Here is a 21,563-nt window from a genome sequence, read left to right as displayed (position 1 = left end):
TCTGTTGTTGTAACTTCTAATTAATCCGAGTACTCTCCCTTGTTTCCATAAATATCATAAGCAGCTACTCTAAAGTAATAAGTTGTTTCCGTCTCTAAATCAGTAACATTCATTCCTAATGTATCATTTACAGTACCAACTCTTTCATAGGAACCGCCCACTGAATTCTTTTTCTCTACTAGAAAATATGCAAAATCATCATCAGATACATCATTCCATCTTAAAAGAATATTTGTAGCATAAGGTGATGCATTTAAACCTGTTACTTTTTCAGGCTCTTCATCTTTAATATAGTATGTGCGTACAGGTGTTCCGTCACTTATGTTTCCTGAACTGTCCTTTGCAATTGCTCTTACCTTTATTTCATCACTAACTGGAATATCTTCCCACACAAAGTTTGCTACCCTTGATGTTTTAATTGTCTCAATGTCTACCCAGTTGTCTTTAGAATTATCAAAATATTGAAGTGTCATGCTGGAAACAGCTATATTATCCTCTGCTCTTACTGTTATCTGTGCACTTTTACCTAAAGTTGTTTCATCCACTGGTGATATCCCCATGACCATTGGTGGAATAACATCTTCACTTGTGGTAATTTCAACAACTTCAGATTTAGTACTTTCCTGTCCAAATATGTCTACCGCTGTGACATAGTAGTAATAGGTAGTTTCTGCTAAAATGCTGTTGTCAATATATGAAATTGTAGAAGGGTCATCTATTCTTTTTAGTAAACTAAAAGATTCTTCATCATTTACAGAACGGTATATATTGTAGTGGCTTACATACCCTTCTGTAGCCCCATCCCATGTAAGGATTATTCCCGTTGATTCTGATAACACATTTAAGTTTTCAACCATGTCTGGGGAAGTACGGTTAACAGTATATGAAGCTACATGCTCATCAGTATTCCCATCAGCATCATAAACTGTGTATCGAACCATATAATCTCCACTGCTTAATGGTTCTAAATCCCAATCACTATAAAAGTTAATAAGATTTTGTCCTCCTCTTTGTCTCCTATATGGTCCATGAACCATGCCTTCAAATTCTGTCCATTTAGAACCATCTTCTGAATATTCAAAAACAGCATCAGAACCCTGGATATTTCCACTATCCACAAAGTATACATGCATTCTATTGGATGTGCCTCCAACAGTCTCTTCATTTGCAGGGTCAGTTTCTGTAATTCTTGGGATCATTGGAATCCCAATTATTTCACTACTTTTATCTGAATAGTTTCCTGCAGCATCAAATCCTTCTACCCCCACATTGTCAACTGATGCATTCCAAGTAAGGGTTATAGAAGAACCTGTTTGGGATGCTACTCTAAGTTCTTTAGGAGTAGTTGGTGGCTCATCATCTACAAAAGTTTCAACAGTTACAATTTCACTTCTTTCTGACAAGTTACCTGATAAATCTCTTGCTTTAACAAAATAAGTATATTCAACCATAGGCTCTAATGATTCATCCTTATAACTTAAATCTTCTAAATCTGCTACTTTGATGCCATCACGATATACTTCATATTCCAATACACCTATATTATCAGACGACTCTAACCAATTAAGTGTAACTGAAGTGGCTGTAGCCTCAACAACAGAAATTTCTTCCGGAGCTGTAGGAGGTTCATTATCATATATTATTTCACTGCTTTTATCTGATATATTGCCTGAAGCATCGTAAGCACTAACCGAATAAACATAAGTTCCCGGTTCTAAATCAGTATCAGTATATCTTGTATTTGCTGAATCTGCTATATGAACTCCATTACGGTATATTTTATATCCTGTCACTCTAGCATTATCTGTTGAGCGTGACCATGACAGTGATACTGAACTGTCTGTTCTTGAAGATTTAGTTAAGTTTTCTGGTATTGTAGGCGGCTCATTATCCTCCTTTGTTGTAGCACTTATCGATTCACTATGTTCTGAATAGTTTCTAGCCTGATCATATGCTCTTACAGTATATGTATATTTAGTGTTTGGTAAGATTTTGATCTATATACCTAAGAGTCCTTGAACTTCCTACTCTTATACCATCTCTGTATATAATATAACCTTCTACTTTTACGTTATCTGTAGACGCATCCCACTCTATAGCAATAGTGGTTAAAGACTTTGATGTTACAGTCAAATCTTGTGGAATTGTAGGAGGTTCATCATCGTTATAATGACTATCTGAACCTGGATATCTTCTTCAATATCATTATGTTTTTCTTGCTTATCTTTTGTAAATTCTTCACTGATATTTTCCTTCAAATCATTATTTTCTGCTACTTGTTTTGTTTCACTTTCTTCTGCTTCATTTGCGTAGACTTCCATGTTTTGACCAAAAAAACTTACTGCCAGGACTGACTGCACCATTAGAAAAACAAACAAAATAAAACTTAACTATGAATTTAACTGAATTGATATGCAAAACATTTAAAAAATGCATTAAACATTTTAGTGTATTGAAACGATATTAGTTTAGATAAAAACTATGTAGAATTTATTGTTTTGTGTGCGTTATTGAAATTAACATTAGTACCATTATATACATATTTTTTAGAAAAATCAATCTGTTTTTTTAGAAAAAGGAACTTAAAAATGCAAAAAAACTCGCTTAAGTTTATTTTAAGCGAGTTTTTTATTAACATGTTAATAATCATTGCTAAAATCTGAAAATTCTTCTACCTAACTATAGCTGACATTATGTCTCCAAATGCCCAGTAATCTTTATCTACATCACTAAAGTAAGGTTCTTCATCTAAAACAGGTTCAATACCTAATATTCTATTTATCAGACTTACACATTCTGAGCGTTTAACATTATTGTCAGGTCTGAAGGTATCATCAGGGTATCCTTTAATGTGTCCTCTACTTACAAGTCTATTTATAAAGTCTTCTGCCCAGTGTCCTGTTATGTCCTCAAAACTATAACTTTCATGTACATAAGTTTCAATCCCCATATAGTTACATAAAACCACTGACAGTTCTGCCCTTGTAATGTGCCTGTCTGGTCTAAATGTATTATCTTCATATCCTTTAAAATATCCCTTATCTGTCGCATAAGATATTGCCCAGGATGCCCAATGCTCATTAGAAACATCTTCAAACTGTACTTCTTCTAAGTAATCTTTTGATGCTTCATCTAAATTTGCAAGTATCACAGACATTTCAGCACGGGTAATGCCATTTTCGGGTCTGAATGTATTGTCTTCATATCCTCTGATATACCTTATATCTCCAGCAGATGGCATATCAGGTTCTGGCTCTTTAATGTCTTTTTTATCTTCTTTACTTTCTGATTCATCTGGAACTACATCTTCATCAGAAGTATCTTCGTCGTCATCATCATCATCCTGATCTGGTGCTGGAGCCGGTGGTGCCGGACCTGAAGGTGTTGAACCTGATGGGGGTGTTGAGTCCCCTGGCTCTTCTGATTCATCTGGCTGCTCTGGTTCCTCTGGCTGTTCTGTAACATTAACGCTTCTTAAAACAGTAAAATCAACATTGTTTAAATAATTAAATTCATCTTGTTCCACTTCCACTTTAGCATATATAAATTTCATATCTAACTCTTGTTCTAATTCTAAATCAAATTTAACTCTTTTCTCTTGTTGAGGCTTTAACTGATCAATTGTTATGGAATCAAAAATATTATCAAATTCACTTTCTGTTGATAAATATACTTTAGCATCTCTAATATTGCTGTAACCTGAATTCTTTACATCAACATATATAACACCTGTATTATTTGTATAAAGCTCATTGTAAACTCCAGTTATTTCTGCATCGGTATATGAAACATTTAATTTTGCAGTGTTATTTGAAAGGTTGCTGTCCTTTTCTAATTCAAGTACTGCTTTTAGATTCAATCCATTACTATCTTCTGATACAGTTAAATCCAAATCTATACTCTTAGACTCTCCATGACTTAAAGCAGCATTCTCAATATCTTTAGCACCTATCAACTGCTCATCATCATATAAAGAAACTGTAAAGCTGTCTACCGTTACATCTCCTAAATTCACAACCTCAACTGTTGCTTTTGCATCTTCACCTGGAAGAGGTATATCTTCTTTAAAGTATATTCCATCTTCTAAAATAGCCAAATCAGTTTTGCGTCTATACAATGTAGAAGTCAGTGAAGAAAATTCCTGATAATACATTTCATTTTCTTCGTCAAACTTATATGGAATTATATTGTAAACAGCCATCACTGAATCTTCAAATTCAGCTAAAGTAACACCCTTTGGTACTTCCATAGAATCAAACTCAATTTCAATTCCCTGTGTCCATGTTGAGCTCCCTTCATCATAAGTACTCACATAAAGCCTGTACTCTCCATCCATTGCATTTGTCCATGATAATGCAGATCCATCATCTGTGTCTGTTACACTAAGTTCTAAAATACCACTTGACTGTCTTGAATCAATTATTTCCTGTGCATCATCTGGTTTTTCAAGGGATGATTTGTATATTGATTCTCCATTTTGCCAAAATACCACTGGTTCATTATTCTCTAATGTTATTACAGGATGAGAATCTTCTAAGCTGTTATCAATAATCCCTACTGGATCAGACCAGCTTGAACCATCAAAGGTAGTAAGATAAAGTTTATATGTTTCATCCTCTGAATAAGCATTTGTAACAAATACATAATATGCTCTATCTTTATGCATAAGCAAATCACTTTGATAGACATTACCTGCATCTTTAACAAAAATATCAGCCTCTGTCCATCCATCTCCATCATTATATGCATAGTATACATTATCAGGATTTAAGGTGTTTCCTATTGAAAGCTTACTTTTATTATTGACCCATGTCACCATTGTTTCGCCATTCTTTGTTGCAATTTGTGGGTGTTTGTTTACACCATCTATCCTTTCAGAGTAAATGTTTTCCCAATCCTTACTATCTTTATTGTACTTAGCTGCTGTAACCCCCATTTTACCTAAGATATTTTCTGTAATATAGTTCTCAGTTATATCATCTGACATTTCTCCAATTTCCTCTGACATATCAAGCCATGTAGCATATATATCTTCTCCATCTACAGCTAAATATGGCAATGCATCTCCTGTTCCGTCATTATCAATTTGTATCGGCTCAGACCACTTTTTGTCACTGTATATTGAAGAATAAACAGCTGTTCTGTTGTTATCAGTTCTTTCACTGTCATCACCTGTAAATATCATTATCAAATCGCCTATGCTCTCATCTACAGGAGATATTTGAGCATTTGAATCAGGATATGCAGCTTCAACAATAAGCTCTTCTCCTATCCACTGTTGATGCTCTAAATAATCACGTGGTCTGCTGTTAAAAGTAAGCTCTTCATCTTCTATAGAAAGTGCTGAAAAGTCAAAACTACTCATTGTCCCAGCTTGTCCTGATTCATCACTTCCTTCATTCAACACCCAGGTTTTTGTACCCCATGTTGTTGAATTTGAGAAAAACCAAAGGTAACCATATTTGCCTCCATATGATAAAGTAAGTTCCGTTCTCCATGAAGGAATAACACTACTTAATTCTCCTTTTCCAAAAATCTCCCCAGAAGCTAATCCATATCCTGTCTGAGCCCCAACAGCTAACCTTAATGCTATTGATAACGTAGTTTGTATTTCGGGTATTAAATCACTTAAGCTTTCTAACGTCGAAATGTCTAAATTTGAAATATCAGGGTTACTCATACTTGTAACGTACTGTCCCTGAACTTTTACCTCTGCATATGCTGAAAGTAATAATCCACCAAATTTCAAATCCGCCGGTACTGTGTACTTAAATGAAATATCTACAGTTACACCACTTTCAGATGTATAACTTATTGATTTTATTTCCCACCTTGAGTGTATACTATTGTATATAGTATCTATAGACAATTCACCTTTTGACTCTGGTGTTATTCCCATAGAACCCTTACCACTTCCACCAAGTTTGGGAAATTCAAAATCTAAAAATTGTCCTGATAAACCAACATTTAAACTATTTTTATTTTTAAATGTTGCACTTGCATTATAAAAGTCATAATTTACAGAAAAATCAGTCTTTATTTGAGGTGGCTTTAAACTAATTGGTTCCCATATTTCACTATCGCTAGGAAAACTCAAATCCAAATCTTTGCCGCCAGTTAAAAATTTATATAATCCACTAATGCCACCTAAATTTAAATTTACTCCATTTTGCCTGCTTCCTTCTAAATCATCATCCCACTCGATTCCATTTAGAATATTTAATTCACAAACGGTTGTCAATTTAGTGTCAACATAATCAGTTGTGTACTCTCCATAAGTTCCCATTGTTTTAACAGCAAAATGCAGTTTGTCTCCTGAAGTCATCATGCTTCTTATATTAGAAATTGTTATTGAATCTCCAGTAGCTGCAGTTGATCTTTCTGTTTTTATGTTTCCATATTTATCAACTACTCTATATAAGTAATCAGTAACATATCCATCACCTTTTAAATCAGTATTTATTTCAAACTTAATTGGCCCTGATAGAAGATTCAAAGGAACCATTGAGGCCCTTCTGTCATTGCTGTTAGAGTAGGCAGAACTAATCTCTCTTATTTCTGGAAATTGACTTAATTCTATTCTTATGTAAGCTCCATCTCTTAACTCAACTTCTTTAACCTTTTCATGAAAACTCTCTGCATTTACCGTTAATTCATTATTATTTAAGTTAATACCTTCAAAGCTAAATCTCCCATCTACATCAGTAACGGTAGTATTAGAACCAATTAATACACTCGCACCACTTACAGGCACATCTTCATCTTTGTCCCAAACTATACCTGAAACATCCCCCTCTCTGTCTTCTTCTGGGTCATCCGAACCATCTGAAGGAGGATTAACTGTAGTAGGTATTTGCATTCCTCTTCCATCAATAGAGGTATTAGTCAACACATAATAATGCTTTGATGGATCACCTTCAAAATTGATTACAGTTTCATATTCAAACCATATGCTTTCTCCCGGCATAAGAGTTGAAACTTCAATTATATCCCCAGGTCCAATATGTTGCGAATCAGTCTCTTCCCCTGTTATTCTATGAAAATTAGGTGTATCCACTGGCTCACCGTCAACTTCAAAGTTCAGGTTATATACAGGGAAATTTGAAGTATTAGTTAGTTGGAATGTAACATTATATTTTTCTCCAATATAAGCCCTGCCCTGGGGTGTTACACTTAAGTGAAGGGCATCCTCTGCAAGCACTTCAAAAGGTTCTTCGGTTTTAAATATTGTATTCACTGGATGGTTAAAAGGCATTAGTGTTCCAGTAAAATCAGCTTCAAGATTATAACTTCCCTTTTGATCTCCACGAATAATCCATTGGGCATCCTTTGTCTCTCCTCCTTCAATCGATCCCATATCTACTTTAAGACTCTGTCTATCTCTGGTTGGAGCTAAAGACAACCCTTCTGGCAAATCTAATTTTACACTAGCATCTTCTATTACAAACTGAGGATCCGCCATATTTGTCATTGTTAAGCTAACTTCAAAAAATTCCTTTAACCAACTAATCTCGCCTGGGATTACCAAATATGCAATTGTTGGAGGAATTTCAGGCTTTGAATTAGGTATAACCTTTGGATATACTCTACCTCCACCTGGAAGCCTAAAAAATCCACCACTACCACCTGCAAAGCCAACTCTTAAAATTCCGCCATGACCATTTGCAGTAATATTTAATTTAGGCAACTCTCTTCTCTCAAATTCCAGTTCCACCTCAAATTCATATACATACTGATTTTCAGGTGCATTTATATCTATTCCTGCATTTACTATTTCATCTAATTCCATACGACGAACATTTAAATCTCCTACAACCAATTCACCCTTTGTAATTCCTATCGTTACAGGGGAATTTTGATGTTGATTAATCTGCAGGTTAGTGTCTCTTGGAAGATACCCTTCCATATATGCAGCAATATTATAGTTCCCCGAATTCCCAACTACATTGGCTCTACCCTGGCTGTCAGTAATAAACTGGGATGGCTGGTCATCAGGAAAGTCCACATAAACACTTGCTCCACTTATAGGCTCTCCGGTAGCATCATCAATAACTCTTACTTCCAGTACACCTACCTCATGCTCCTGACGTACAGTTACCTTTATTGTATCTTTATCACTATTGCCTGAAGGATCAAATACAGTTAATGTTACTTCATATGTTCCCTCTTCACTGTAAGTATGTAAAGGCGTAGCTCCTACACCTGTGTTACCATCTCCAAAATCCCAGTGATAACTCTCTATACGATCATTGTCACTTGAAGCCCTTCCATCAAAAAGCACCTCTGCTCCAACAGTTGTAATTCTATCTTCCCCTGCATCTGCTACAGGAGGATATGGATCATCGTCTCCGGGAATAGCTGCCACTTCACTGCTTCTACTTACATTCCCAAAAATATCTATAGCCTCTACAACATAGTAATAGCTTTGTCCCGGCATTAGAAGCGTGTCTGTAAAGCTTGTATCTGTTAAAGATTTTATTCTACGATGTGATCCACCAGACACAGTACTTCTGTACACATAAAATCCAGCTAAATCCTCTTCATTTCCTGTTGTCCAGGAAAGATCCACCGTCCAATCTCCTGGTTCAACAGTAATTTGTGGAGTCATAGGTGGTTCAGTATTTAGTTGATAGTTTACAATATAGTACTCACTTTCATTACCTTCACTGTTTACCGCCCTAGCTCTTAATGTGTATGCTCCATTTGTAAGATCTGTTGTGTCCCAAGTAAATGCTACTACTTTACCATATACATCAAGTTCCTCACTTCCAATAAGTACCCAGTCATCACCATCATTATACTCTAACATAACCTCAGACAACTTGTAATTATCCACTGCCAAAATCTGAATGGTTGGGTTAGCTGGTAAATTAGAACCATCTGACGGAGACATATTTATAATTTCTGGCTCTCCTGTATTTTCATTTAACCCAGCTTCGATAGAATTTGTCTTTTCACTCACAATTCCTGTTGCACTAATGGCAGATACTTTGTAATAATAAGTTTTATCCATTTTTACACTACGATCTATATATCCAAGACTAGATAGCTTTTCTGCTATTACTGTATATGGCCCTTGAGAGTCTTCTGCTCTATATAATCTGTAGTACATAACGCTTGTATCTTCACTTCTATCCCATGCGATAGTGATATTTCCTTTATTGTTCTCTATCACCATCCCACTAGGAGGTTTTGGAGGTTTACAATCTATCCTGTACTCTACAAATGATTCACAAGTTGATACATTCCCGGCCTCATCATAAGCTCTACCTCTTACATAATATGTTCCGTCATCATAAGAAGAAACATCAAAGTCATAACTTACATTTGCAGTTTTAGGAGCATCACCAAGTTCTATTTTTTCAATATCACTCCAGTTTTCCATATCCTCTGATATCTCAAATACAAATGCCGTCACTCCCACATTGTCAACAGCACTTCCTTCAAGTGGTATAACATTGGCATAGTATCCTGGTTCAGGCTCTAATGATGCTATAACAGGAGGCTCTGTGTCTTTTGTTGTAGAAACTTCAAGTTCATCTGAATATGTTCCCTTATTTCCATAAACATCATAAGCAACTACTCTGAAATTGTATGTAGTTTCAGTATCTAAGCCTGTAACATTCATTCCTAATGTATCATCTACAGTTCCAACCTTTTCATAGGAATCATTTAAAGATTCCTTTTTCTCTACTGAAAAGTAGGCAAAATCATCATCAGATACATCATTCCATCTTAAAATAATGTTTGTTGTGTAGGCTGATGCATTTAAGCCTGTTATTTTTTCAGGACCTTCTGTATCAATGTAATAAGTTCTTACAGGTGTGCCATCACTTATGTTACCTGATGTATCTTTTGCAATTGCTCTTACCTTTACCTCTTCACTTACAGGAATATCACTCCATGTAAAGTTTGCTACTGCTGATGTGTCAATTGTCTCAATATCTATCCATTCCTCTTCTAAATTGTCAAAGTACTGCAAAGTTATACTTGAAACAGCTATATTATCCTCTGCCCTTACTGTAATTTGTGCACTCTTGCCCATAGTTGTTTCATCAACTGGTGATATTCCTAAAATTGTTGGCGGTACAGTATCTTCAACTGTAGTAGCCTCAATAACTTCAGAATTACTGCTTTCCTGTTCAAATACATCTACAGCTCTAATAAAATAATAATAATTAGTCTCAGGCAAAATATCACTATCTCTATAAAAAACAGTTGTACGCTCATCTACTCTTTCTAATAAAGTGAAAGAACCCGGTTCATTTACTGAACGATATATATTGTAATAGCTTACATCCCCATCTGCTGCAATATCCCATGTAAGAGTTATCCCTGATGAATCAGATACTGCATTTATATTCTCAACTTTTTTAGGTGATGTGCGGTTAACATTATATGAAACTACCCTTTCATCATTATTTCCATCATCATCATAAACTGTGTATCGAACCATATATTCTCCACTGCTTAAAGGTTCTAGGTTCCAGTCACTATAGAATCTTATTATATTTTCTCCTTCTATACGTGTCCTGTATGGACCATATACAATATTTTCAAATTCTACCCAAGTGGAACCATCTTCTGAGTATTCAAAAACAGCATCCGACCCTTGCATATTTCCACTATCCACAAAGTATACATGCATTCTTTTGTTTTCCCCACCAATTGTCTCTTCATCAACCGGTTCAGTTTCTATAATTCTTGGCATCATTGGAATTCCAATTATTTCACTGCTTTTATCTGAATAATTTCCTGCAGCATCAAATGCCTTTACACTATAGGTATAACTTGTGCCTGCCAAAAGCTTCTCATCCTTATATTGCAAAGTCTTGGATGTTCCAATATATTCATCATCTCTATAAATTTCATAACCTTTTACCCCCACATTGTCAACTGATGCATCCCAGGTAAGGGTTATAGAAGATCCTGTTTGTGATGCTACTCTAAGTTCTTTCGGAGTAGTTGGTGGCTCATCATCTATGTAAGTTGATACAGTTATAGATTTGCTTGGTTGTGACACATTCCATGAAAAATCTTTCGCTCTAACAACATAAGTATATTCACCCATAGGCTCTAATGTATTATCTTTATAAGTTAAACTATCTGTTACCCCTATTCTGACACCATCACGAAACACTTCATATTCTAATACACCTATATTATCTTGAGACTCTGACCAGTTAAGTGTAACTGAAGTAGCTGTAATATCAGCAACTGAAACATCTTTTGGAGCTGTAGGTGGTTCATTATCATATATTATTGCATTACTGCTATTAGATATATTCCCGGATGTATCAAAAGCTTTAATCGTGTAATGATGTGTTCCAGGTTCTAAATCGGTATCCGTATATCTGGTGTTTTCCGAATCCCCTATATGGATTCCATTTAGATACACTTTATATCCTTCAACTGGTACATTACCTGTTGAAGGTGACCATGACAAAGATACAGACGTATCTGTTCTCGAACTTATAGATAAATTTTGAGGAACTTCTGGTGGCTCATCGCCAACGTTAGTAGTAATACCTACAGATTCACTGTGTTCTGAATAATTCCCATAAACATCGTATGCTTTTATCGTATAGGTGTATTTAGTATTTGGCATAAGCCTTTGGTCTATATATCTGTTAGTTCTTGAAGTACCAACTCTAAGACCGTTCCTGAATATCTCATAACCTTCTACATCTACGTCATCTAAAGATATATCCCATTTTAAACTAACAGTAGTTATAGAGTTTTCTATAACTCTTAAATTTTGCGGCACTGTAGGTAGCTCTCTATCTGAAAAATCTTCAATTAGAACATTCCAAACAGGTATCGTATTAAACCTGTATCCTTTTTCCATAGGCTTTGTTATAACAAGTTCATTAAATTGTGAACCTCTTGGATTGTTAAATGTAATTCTTTGAATTTCTGAACCACTTAAAATAGTCCTGTGGTTTTTATTTGCCTTAAAATTTTCTGTACTCGCACCAGACCATGAACCTCTCGATTGGGTGAAGTCCCCCTTTATTTCTAAAGTACCAGCAGTAAGATAACCTCTTTCCTGATTTCTACCATGTGCTACAAAGTCTCCTCCTACATAAATATAATCATCATCATTATTCATTCTTAACTCACCAAAACTATCTTCATAACTTACATCGCCATCATCATCTATATTTTCTCTTTGTATCCGATAATCACCTTTTACAATAAGTTCTCCTCCATCTATATCCAACGTACCTCTTTCATGTATCAGATTCCCCTCTACCTTTAAGCTATATCCATTTAAACTAACACTACCTCCATCTATATACAAACTACCATTTATTTTCATGTCTTTTTGTAAATCAAATGTTTTATTTATAGCTATATTATATTTCAAGTTATCCCAATTTAACTGTGTGTTTTGTCCAATATATATCTTCTTTCCTCCCGATATTGGTGTTGATATTTCTTTCATTTCTCCAGTTATAAATACATTAGAAACAAATTCAACTCCATCTTCAGAAGTATTTCTTATTTCAAGATTATTAATATGACTGTGCGATGAGTCGCTAGAGCTTTCAAAATTAATTTTTTGCAAGGCTTCCCCACTTAATATTAATTTATGATTTTCTGAAGCTCTAAAGTTAGCATTGTTATTATATCTTATTTGTGTAAAATCTCCTTTTACCTCAAAGACTCCCTTTGTAAGATAATTAAAATGATTCTGGTTACTTTCAGTAACAAAATCACCTTCTACCTTTACATAATCATTTTGGTCAACCATTTTCAAATAACCATTACTATATGTATAAAATTCATTTCCCTCATCATCTTCATTTTTTGTTTGAAGTCTGTAATCTCCCTGTACATTAAGATTACCTCCTCCTAATGTAAGTTTACCTCCTGACTGTATCAAATCACCAGCTATTGTAAGCTTGTTTCCATTTAAGTCAAGCTGACCTAAATCAAGATACAAGTCCCCCTCATACACTTCGTCTTCTGTAAGTTTCCATCCAACAACTCCTAATCCTGGATGCTCAAAATTACATTCATTATCAATAAAGCTCTGTAAATTTAATAATTGATTAAATATAACTCCTTCATCTGAGTAGTTTTGCAGTTCTAATACATTAAATCCCGAATCGGAAGAATCAAAGTTCACCGTCTGCAAACCACTACCACTCAAAAGTGTTTTGTGGTTTTCTGTTGCAACAAAGTTCCAATTACTGTTTCTTTTTTGTGCAAAGTCACCCTGTATTTCTAAAAGTCCTTCAGTAAGTCTACCACTATGGGAATACCAAGATTCTGTGATAAAATCTCCTTCTACCAGAATATAATCCTCTTCTTTTGTCATGTTTAAATATGCACCTGAAGACCAAAATTCTATTTCTCCATCCTCATTCACATTTTCTGTTTGTATACGAAAATCACCTTTTACAACAAGTTCTCCACCATCTATATCCACAATTCCGTTTGAATGTATCAGGTTTTCATTTACAGTTAAATTGTAGCCATTTAACTTAAGAGTTCCATCCCAATATATACTATCCACGTAAAGACTTCCATTTATAGTTATATCATTTTCTAACTTAAAGTTTTCACCTATACTCAAGTCACCTGGCCAAACTTTATAGCCTAATTTTGTATTTTCTCCAATACTTATATATTTACCTCCAGTTATTGGGGTTGATGTTTCTTTAATCTCTCCCTTTACAGCTACTTTTGATATAAACTTTACACCTTCTTCAAAGGTATTGGCTATTTCAAGTATATTAATACAGCTTTCATTAGAATAATCTGAATTATCAAAACTTACTTTTTGTAAATTCTCTCCACTTAGTAGTAATTTATGATTATTAGTTGCTTTAAAATTATTCCTTTCACTATGTGTAATTTGTATAAAGTCTCCCTTTAACTCTAATACTCCGTTTGTAAGAAAGTCTAGATGACTTTTATTGCTATGGGTGATAAAATTACCCTCTACCTTTACATAGTCACCTTCATCTACCATTTTTAATATACCATTACTATACTTGTAGTTTTTATCTTCCTGTTCATTTTCTACTTTAGTTTGAATTCTATAATCTCCCTTAACATTAAGTTTACCGCCACTAACATCAACTATTCCAGCTGATTGTATCAAATCACCTGTTATTGTAAGATTATATCCATTTAAATTAAGTATACCTGAGCTAATATACAAGTCTCCCTCATAAATTTCATCTTCTGCAAGTTTCCATCCATCAGCTTCTTTTGGAAAACTTACTTTACAATCATTATCTATTAAAGTAATTGCATTTAAAGTGTTCTGTTTAAATACTATACCTTCTTTAGAATGGTTTTTTAGTTCAAGTATATTAAATCTTGATTGAGATGTATCAAAGCTTATCGTCTGTAACTCTTCACCACTTAGTACAGTTCTATGGCTTTCTGTTGAATTAAAATTACCATCTTCCCCTGTTTTCTGAGTAAAGTTGCCTTGTATTTCTAAAAGTCCTGTAGTAAGCAAATCAAAGTGATTATTACTTGACTGCATAACAAAATCTCCTTTTACAAATACATAGTCCTCTTCATTTGTCATATTTAAATATCCATTGCTGTTTGTGTAAATAATTTCTCCTTCATTATTTACATTTTTACTTTGCATAAGATAATCTCCCTTTACAGTAAGCTCTCCACCATCTACTTCCAAGGTTCCACCTGATTGTATCAAATCTCCTGTTACCGTAAGAGAATAGCCATTTAACTTAAGTTCACCTAAACCAAGGTAAAGATTCCCCTCATATACCTGATCTTCTTTTAACTCCCACCCTAAAACTTTGGAATCTGGTAATTTTATAACACATCCATTGTCTATAAAAGTATCAGCTGGAAGACGATTTTCGTTAAATTCTATGCCTTCCGGGGAATGATTCTTTACTTCAAGTATATTAAATGTTGAGCTAGATGACTCGAAACTCACTCCCTGTAAATTATCACCACTTAGTACAGTTCTGTGATTATCTCTTGCATTAAAGTTTCGCCAGTTACCACTCTTTTGTGAAAAGTGTCCTTTTATTTCCAATACACCTTCAGTAAGTCTATTACTATGATTGTTTTCAGATTGTGTAATAAAGTTTCCACCTACATATACATAATCATCTTCATCGGTCATATTTAAAATACTGTCACTTTCTTCAAACTCCCCATTAGAGTCCATACTTTGCATACGGTAGTTCCCTTTTACAATGAGCTCACCACCAACTATATCCACAGTTCCATCAGAATGAATAAAATCTTCTTCTACCACTAATCTATATCCATTTAAATTAAGAGTTCCTTCATTTGAGTACAGGTTTCCTTCTATAGTTAAATCATTCTCTAATACAGCACCTTCTATAGTTAAATCATAAGGCCAAATGTTCCAATTCAGTTTAGCATTTTCCCCAAAAAGTAAATTTTGAGCATTTTTCAAAGGTACTGATATTCCTGACAGTTCTCCATTTACTACTGTCACAGTTCCAAATTCTATACCTTCATCAGATGTATTTACAATTTCAAGTATATTAATACAGCTATCATAAAAACCACTACTTGCACTTTCAAAACTAATTTTTTGTAAAATTTCTCCACTAAGGAGCAATTTATGATTTCCTGTTGCTCTAAAATTATCACTTACAGAATGTTCTAATTGAATGAAATCTCTTTTCACTTCAAGCACTCCATTTGTAAGATATCCCAAGTGACTTTTATTACTATGAATAACAAAATCCCTCTTTACATTTACATAATCACTTTCATTAACCATCTTTAAAATTCCAATGCTGTATTCATTATTCTCCCTTTGAATCTTGTAATCTCCGTTAACATAAAGTTCTCCACCATTTATATCAACCAGTCCTCCTGATTGTATCAAATCACCTTTAATTGTAAGGGTATATCCATTTAGGTTAAGCTGCCCCCCCGCAAGATACACATTTCCATCATACACTTCATCTTCTGTAAGTTCCCATCCCACTACCTGTGAACCTTTTATTTCAAATATACATCCATTATCTATAAAGGTATGTGAATTTAATGTATCATTAAATTCAACACCTTCATTTGAATAGTTTTGTAATTCCAGTATATTAAATCGTGATTCAAATGTTTGAAAGGTTACAACCTGCTTCTCTTCTCCACTTAGAATAACCCTGTGCATTCCACCTGCATCAAAGTTCCTTGAATCTGATCTTCTTACATTTTTTTGTATAAAATCTCCCTTTATCTCCAATATTCCATCTGTTAACAGATTGCTATGATTACGCCTTGAATTCATAACAAAGTTTTCGTAAACCTTTATATAATCCTTTTCATCTGTCATTCTTAAAGACGCATATACTGCCTCTCCTCCTTCTGATTCTATTATATAGCTTCCCTTTATTTCTAAATATCCACCTGACACACTCAGCGTTCCTCTAGTCTGTATTATATCTCCTTCTACAATTAAACTAAAACCTTTTAAATCAAGACTCCCATCATGTATGTAAAGGCTGCCTCCAATAACCAAATCTTTATCTAAATCATAACTTCCTTCAATCCCCAAGTCATATGGCCAATACTCCCAGTTCACCTGTGCATCTAATCCGAGACATAAATACTTCCCTCCTGATATTGGAGTTGATGTTTTCATCATTTGTCCGTTAACTACTACATTTGAAGTGAATTCCACTCCTTCTTCAGAAGTGTTTGTTATTTCAAAATTATTAATGTATGACCTGAAAGCTGAAGAACTTTCAAAACTTACACTTTGTAAGACATCTCCACTCAATATTACTTTATGATTTTCTGCTGCATTAAAGTTATCCCATGCATTATTTCTTTTTTGAGTAAAATCCCCTTTCACCTCTAAAACTCCATTTGTAAGATAGTCTGTATGACTTCTATCACTATATGTAACAAAGTCTCCCTCTACCTTAATATAATCACTTTCATTTGCCATTTTTAAGTAACCACTGCTATGTGAAAAACTTATATTTCCCTGTGCATTCTCATTTTTTGTTTGAAGCCTATAATCTCCCTGTACATAAAGCTCACCACCTCTTACATCAACAGTTCCACCTGATTGTATCAAGTCACCTGTTATCGTAAGAGAATATCCATTCAAGTTAAGATTTCCTGCACCTAAATACACATCTCCTTCATAAACTTCATCTTCCGTAAGTGTCCACCCTACAACTTCTGAGCCTGGAAATGTAAATTTGCATCCATTATCAATAAAAGTATCCGCGTTTAAAGCCTGAGCAAATTCTACTCCCTCTTCTGAATAATTTTTTAGTTCAAGTATGTAAAATTGTGATTCTGTTGATTCAAAACTTACATTTTGCTTCCCTTCTCCGCTCAATATAACACTGTGGCTTTCACTTGCATCGAAATTTTCTCTCGACCATGATGTCCTTCCATTTTTTTGTGTAAAATCACCTTTTACTTCTAATATACCAGCAGTTAAATTATTATTTCTTTGCCTTGAACGCATAATAAAGCTTCCATAAACCTTTATATAATCATCTTCATTAGTCATCCTCAAATTTGCATTTACACATTCATTATCTTCTGTTTCTATGTTATAATTTCCTTTTACACTAACCTCTCCACCATTTAAATTCAAAGTTCCACCTAAATGGTTAAAATCTCCATATATATTTATACTGAATCCATTTAAATCAAGAGTTCTATTGTGTATAAATAAACTTCCATTTATAGCTATATTATCCTCTAAAGTATAATTTTCACTTATACCTATATCATATGACCAATCATCCCAATTTATCTGTGTATTTTCGCTAATAGATAAATATCTTCCTCCTGTTATCGGCGTTGAAGTATCCTTTATCTCTCCTTTTACTACCACTATTGATTCAAATTCTACTCCATCCTCTGAGGTATTTGTTATTTCAAGTATATTTATACAGCTATAGCCTGAGCTGCTTGTGGAATCTTCAAATCTCACTTTTTGTAATTCCTCTCCACTCAATACCACTTTATGATTTTCTGTTAATCTAAAATTATCCTGTTCATCGTGTGTTGAATGTATAAAGTCTCCTTTTAGCTCTAACACTCCATTTGTAAGATATCCAGTATGACTCCTGTTGCTATTGTTTATAAAGTCACCTTCTACTTTTACAGAATCATTTTCATCCATCATCCACAGCCGCCCATTGCTGTATGTATAGTTTATATTTTCAAGATCATCCTCATTCTTAGTTTGAAGCCTGTAATCTCCTTCTATGTGAAGGCTACCACCATTTATATTAACTGTCCCTCCTGATTGAACCAGATTCCCTTCTACTTTAAGAACATATCCATTTAAATTTAGTTGACCTGCACCAAGATACAAATCCCCCTCATGTACTTCATCTTCTGTAAGTTCCCAGCCAGAAACCTCCATGCCTGGTAATGTATATTTGCATCCATTGTCAATAAAAGTGTCTGCATTTAAAGCTTGATTAAACTCTATGCCTTCTTCAGAATAGTTTTCTATCTCAAGTGTGCTAAATCTTGATTGTGGTGTTTCAAAACTTACCATTTGTAGGGCTTCTCCATTTAATACTGTCCTGTGGGCATCTGTAGCATAAAAATTATCATCATCTGCAAATCTATTTGTAGATTTTTTTTGTATAAAATCTTCCCCTACTTTCAATACTCCTGCAGTAAGGCTATCATAATGACTATAACGTGTCTGTGTTGCAAAAGTTCCTTCTATACTTACATAGTCATTTACATTAGTCATATTTAAATATCCTGTACTGTCCCCATATACCACATTCTCTTGATTATCAATACTCTCCGTTTGTATACGATAATCTCCTCCAACAATAAGTTCTCCTCCATTTATTGTCAAGGTTCCTCCTTCTTGTATTAAATTTCCTTCTATTTTAAGGCTGTGACCATTCAAATTAAGACTTCTTCTGTATACGTATAAACTTCCTTCTATAACCATATCTTTTTCTAAAATACGATTTTCCTCAATTCTTAAATCATATGGCCATACGTCCCAATTTATCTGTGCATTTCCACCAAGGTACAGATTTTTGCCTCCTGATATAATTGTTGATGTTTCTTTTATTTCTCCGTTTATTCCCAACTTTGATACAAATTCCACACCTTCATCTGAGGTATTTGTTATTTCAAGTATATTTATATTAGAATCTGCATCCCAAGAGCTCAAAGATTCAGAAGTTTCAAAAGTTACTTTTTGTAAAACATCTCCACTCAATACTACCTTATGATTTTTTGCAGAGTTGAAATTGTCTCTTGCATAATGGCTTTTTTGTACAAAATGTCCCTTTACTTCAAGTATTCCATTTATAAGGTAATCTTCATGGCTGTGCTGGCTGTGAGTTACAAATTCACCTTCTACTGATACATAATCAAACTCTTTTATCATTTTTAAAAAACCATTGCTATATGTATAACTTTTGTTTCCTTCTTCATTCTCTATTTCTGTCTGCAATCTATAATCACCATCTATATATAGTTGTCCACCATTTATATCTACTACTCCTCCTGATTGTACCAAATCTCCCTTTACCTTTAGCACATGTCCATTTAAATTTAAATCGCCACCACCAAGGTACAAATCTCCATCATAAACTTCATCTTCCGAAAGTTCCCATCCAACAATGCCGCTTTTTGAACCTGCAAATTTTAATATATTTCCGTTATCATTAAGTTTATTTGTATTTAAAGGACTTTTAAACTCTACACCTTCATCTGAATCATTCTCTATTTTGAGTATATTAAACCCAGACTTTGATGATTCAAAACTTACTGTCTGCAAACCTTCCCCATTAAGCTTTGTAATATGCTTTCCAGTTGGACAAAAATTATAATTACTGGAATTATTATTAGTTATATTTTTTTGGGTAATGTCCCCCTTTATTTCTAATAAACCATCTGTTAGTAAATCACTATGATTGTAACGTGTATGAGTTACAAAGTTCCCTTCTATAAGCACATAATCTCTTGAGTTGGTCATATCAAAGTAGCCCCTGCTATTTCCATATGATACTTCACCTTCATTATTAACACTTTTACTTTGTATACGATAATCGCCTTTTACAATAAGCTCTCCACCATTTATTTTGAGAGTTCCCCTTGAATGTATCAAATCTCCTTCCACAATAAGTTTATAACCATTTAAGTCAAGATAGTCATTTTCAATATACAAATCTCCATATACAGTATCTTCTGTCAGAGACGTTTCCGAATCAATAATTGTTTCGCCTCTTGGTGTGAAGATAGTTATTTCATTGGTTGGCTCTGAAATATTTCCCTCCACATCTTCTGATCTTACTGTAAAACTATACTGTGTCAAAGGTATGAGATTATCTATTGTACATACACTATCTTCTGCATCTACACTTTTAACAATATCATCACCATCATAGACATTGTAATGACTAATATTAGTACCATCTACAGGTTTTGTCCATGACAAATTTACCGTTGTACTTGTCTTTGATATAATCTCAAGATTTTGAGGTGTTAGATTTTCAGTATCATCTGAAAGTTCTTTATCTATACTTTCACTATCTTCTTTTTCTTGATTAAATACAGCAACCTCTTCTTTATCATCGTATTTAGACATTTCTTCGTCTACAATTTCTTCCTCTTCAGCATCTTCTTCTTTTTCAGACTCAATATCTTCTTTATCTTCGTATTTAGACATTTCTTCGTCTACAATTTCTTCCTCTTCAGCATCTTCTTCTTTTTCAGACTCAACATCTTCTTTATCTTCGTATCTAGACATTTCTTCGTCTACAATTTCTTCCTCTTCAGCATCTTCTTCTTTTTCAGACTCAATATCTTCTTTATCTTCGTATTTAGACATTTCTTCGTCTACAATTTCTTCCTCTTCAGCATCTTCTTCTTTTTCAGACTCAACATCTTCTTTATCTTCGTATCTAGACATTTCTTCATCTACAATTTCTTTCTCTTCAGCATCTTCTTCTTTTTCAGACTCAATATCTTCTGCTTTAATGCTTAAATCTTCACTTATCATATCAGCATAAATATTGCTTTTTTGATATAAGTCTCCCACAGAAAAATTCAAATTAATAACTAGAATAATAACTAGAACAATCGCTGTTCGCTTTTTAAAATCACTCACAAATAATACACTCCCTTTAAATATTTACCCACACGAAGAAAATTTTACTGAAGCCTCGATGTTTAGCTTTAGCTAAACGAGTTCACTGTAAATTAAATAAGATTAAAATATTGACTACTTAAAAATGAATTGATAATTTAACATCAATATTATGTTAGCCAAAGCTCGAGCAGGATTTAAAAACTAATTTATATTTTTATATCAATTTAGCATCAAATTCATTATATCCTCATCTTTTCTTAAAATCAAACCATATTTTAGAAGTTTTTTGCCTATTCCCATTATCTTTTAGCTTTTTACTACACCCCTCTGCCAAAATAATAAATGCTAAGCATACAAAAAGTCCTTTCTTGGATGACATTTTACAAGAAGTTATATTAATGTTATGTAATTTATTGAGATTTGGTATTTACAGTAGATAAGTGCCTAATATTACTTACCACTATATTGTGCTAAATTG

The 21,563-nt window shown here is 33.9% G+C and carries 4 protein-coding genes; all 4 read right to left on the bottom strand.

Annotated features, from left to right (window positions below; genetic code table 11):
• Positions 1–20 precede the first annotated feature (20 nt).
• Positions 21–1,874, bottom strand: coding sequence for a fibronectin type III domain-containing protein (locus RBH29_RS01180; protein WP_373463283.1), 1,854 nt, complete (start codon positions 1,872–1,874; stop codon positions 21–23).
• A gap of 100 nt (positions 1,875–1,974) precedes the next feature.
• Positions 1,975–2,133 carry a hypothetical protein gene (locus RBH29_RS01175; protein WP_306694536.1) on the bottom strand — a complete coding sequence of 53 codons (159 nt, stop codon included), beginning with the start codon at positions 2,131–2,133 and terminating at the stop codon, positions 1,975–1,977.
• Positions 2,130–2,363 carry a hypothetical protein gene (locus RBH29_RS01170; protein ID WP_306694535.1) on the bottom strand — a complete coding sequence of 78 codons (234 nt, stop codon included), beginning with the start codon at positions 2,361–2,363 and terminating at the stop codon, positions 2,130–2,132. The genes RBH29_RS01175 and RBH29_RS01170 overlap by 4 nt, the downstream gene beginning before the upstream one ends.
• Before the next feature lie 308 nt (positions 2,364–2,671).
• Positions 2,672–21,103, bottom strand: coding sequence for a fibronectin type III domain-containing protein (locus RBH29_RS01165; protein ID WP_306694533.1), 18,432 nt, complete (start codon positions 21,101–21,103; stop codon positions 2,672–2,674).
• Positions 21,104–21,563: the final 460 nt, after the last annotated feature.

It is taken from the genome of Herbivorax alkaliphila (assembly GCF_030848475.1).
In the GTDB taxonomy this organism is placed as follows: domain Bacteria; phylum Bacillota; class Clostridia; order Acetivibrionales; family Acetivibrionaceae; genus Herbivorax.
The sequence above is the reverse complement of the archived record's forward strand: the minus strand, read 5'-3'. Positions and strand labels throughout refer to the sequence as shown.